The 2817-nt window shown below is 61.3% G+C and carries 2 protein-coding genes; both read left to right on the top strand.

The genetic code is table 11. The features are described 5' to 3' along the window. Nucleotides 1-105 precede the first annotated feature (105 nt). On the top strand, nucleotides 106-468 hold the full coding sequence (locus AC07OO_RS25440) for a hypothetical protein (RefSeq protein WP_495084972.1): 363 nt from the start codon (nucleotides 106-108) through the stop codon (nucleotides 466-468). A gap of 82 nt (nucleotides 469-550) precedes the next feature. Then, on the top strand, nucleotides 551-2817 hold a 2267-nt coding region (locus tag AC07OO_RS25435), incomplete at its 3' end, for a VapE domain-containing protein (RefSeq protein WP_495084971.1).

Genomic DNA, 2817 nt, shown 5'->3' with positions numbered 1-2817 from the left:
GTTTGAGGTGGCCTGTGGCAACAGGGCAATCACCCAGTGGTTGGTGATGCGAGCCAATCTGACGATTCTGGAGCAGTTCATTCAGCAACCGCAGCGGGAGGCAGCATGACCGCCCCGGACACCACGTGGTTGGCTGATGACGCAAGAACGCGCTGCCGTGGGCGCCCGGCAGGAGAGGTGCATCTGGCGCTGTTGCAGGCCGCGCATGCCATCAAGCGGGAACGGGCTGAGTCGGGCAAGGGTGCCACGCTGAAGGAGCTGGTGCACCGCTCGCAGGTGGGCTACAAGGTGGCCCGGGCGATGGTTCCAAAGATGAAGGCGTTGGGGCATTTGGCGGAGTCGGGCCAGCGTGCCGTTGACTACCGCAACCGGCCTGTAGCGGAGTATTTGCCGGTGGGCTCGATGGCGTGTGCCGAGGAGGCGCCGGCGCAAGACCTGAATCACTGCCTGACGGCCTGGGCGAGGTAGACCTACCCATGCCATTTAACAATCTTCCGGCGCTGGTGCCGTCGGGTGGGTCGAGTGCCCCCTGCTTGTGGGGTGCTGCCCTATGACAGATTCACCGAAGAATCCGCGCGATCCTTTGCCGCCCATCAAATTCGCAGCCCTGGCTGACGCGCTGGTGGCCCGCGCTGACACGCTGGTGCCGATGTGGTTGCCTGGCGGTGTGCTCAAGAATGGCGAATATCTGGTGCATTCCTACTGGCGGTCTGAGAAGACGCCAAGCCTGAGCATCAACCTGACGGGTGCCAATGCTGGCAAATGGGCAGACTTTGGTGGCGAGCACCGAGGCAATGATTTGCTGAGCTTGTATGCGGCTATCCACGACCTTACCCAAAGCAAGGCTGCGGTGCAGCTAGCGGGCGAGCTGGGGTTGGCGGATGTCGCAGGCGTGCAGCATGCAAGGGCAGGGCAAGGGACTGCGCCACCACGGCCCAGGCCAGCACCGTCGCCCGCGCCACCTATAGCCCACAAGTCGGATGAGGGCTGGAAGACGGTGACACCGGTTCCGGATATTGCGCCGGCTGCTACGTTCAAGCACCAGTATCGAAAGCCTGAAGAGATTCAACACACGGCCATCTACCAGATCGATGGCGCGTTGTATGGCTATGTGGTGCGGTTCAGGACCAGTGACGGTGGCAAAGAGACGCTGCCCTATACCTGGTGCACATCGGCCCGCGATGGGGCTAGCCGTTGGCATTGGAAGCAGTGGGATGAACCGCGGCCGCTGTATTTCCCTGGGGGCATATCGCCCATGGAGGTGGCATATCGGTCACTCCAGCCTGATGGCGAGATCCACAAGGTCACGGTGGTGCTGGTGGAGGGAGAAAAGAAGGCCGGCATCTTGCAAGCCTTGCTGGACGCCACTGCGCCTGGGGTCTACCTGGTGGCGAGCTGGGCCGGTGGCTGCAAGGCCTGGAAGAAGGCGGATTGGTCTTGGTTGAACGGTTGCACGGTGTTGCTGTGGCCGGATTGTGATGGCAAGCGCGAAGTGCTGACGCCTAAGGAGCGCGCGGCCTGCCTGGATGATGCCGCCCGCGAGGTGGCGCAGGCGATGAAGCCCTTGTTGGTGCCCGAGAAGCAACCCGGCATGTCGGCCATGCTGGGTATTGGTGCGCTCTTGCGCGATACACACGCATGCACTGTGCAGCTGCTGCCCATACCGGAGCCATTGGAGGTGTCGGACGGCTGGGACTGTGCCGACGCCATAGATGTGGACGGTTGGGATGGTGCGCGCGTGCTGGCCTTCTTTGGCGGGGCACAGCCATTGCCGGGTGGTGCCGACCCTGGAGCCGTAGTCCAGGCCGGGAGTGCCGGTGCTGGAGATGGAGGTGGCAAAAATCGCGATCCCCTCGTTGAAACTGGAGACGATGGGGATGCGTTCCAGGGGCACCTCGATTACATCGTCGACTCGCTCAAGCTCAAGGGGGTGCACGAGATCGGCGTCACGCGCAAGCTGCTGATCGCGGCGCTGCGCAAGTCACCGGCGCTGCTGGATTGCTTGGGTTTCAATGAGTTGACAGGCGTTCCTAGTACGCGGGTGGCATTCCCTTGGCGCGATGCGCCTGGGCCATTGATAGATTCGGACGATCTGGCGTTTGGTGATTGGGTGAGCAATACGTATCACTTGAAGGCGGCATCCCGCGCGGCCCTGGCCGAGGCTATGGATACGGTGGCGGATTCGCGGCGCTTTCACCCAGTGCGCGATTGGTTGAATGGCCTGAGGCATGACGGTAAGCCGCGGCTGGAAAAGTGGTTGATCCACATATTGGGGTATGACCCGAACGACGCGCAGGCATTGCCCCAAAAACTGCGGCGCTACCTGGAACTGGTAGGGCGTTACATGCTGTTGGGCTTGGTGGCCCGCGTGATGAAGCCTGGCTGCAAGTTCGATTACTCCCCTGTGTTGGAAGGCAAGGGCGGCATCGGCAAGAGTACCTTCGTCAAGGTGTTGGTGGGTGAGGAATTCTTCAGCGACACCCACTTTGATATTGGGCAGGGCAAAGATGGCATGGAGCAGTTTGTGGGCGTATGGGCCTACGAGCTGAGCGAATTGACGGCATTGCGTCGGGCGGACTCGGAGCAGGTCAAGCAGTTCTTCAGTTCGCAAAAGGACCGGTTTCGCGGGGCGTATGGGCGCTTTGTGCAGGACCATCCGCGCCAGTTGGTGATCTTCTGTTCCACCAACAAGAAGCAGTATCTCTACGACACCACGGGCAATCGGCGCTTTTGGCCATTTATGGTGTGGAAGGCGATCAACCTGGATTGGTTGCGCAAGTACCGTGAGCAGTTGTTTGCTGAAGCGGTGGCGCTGTT

The sequence above is a fragment of the Rhodoferax sp. GW821-FHT07G04 genome, assembly GCF_059418585.1.
Note: the sequence above shows the minus strand (reverse complement) of the source record. Positions and strands in the feature narration are given on the sequence as shown.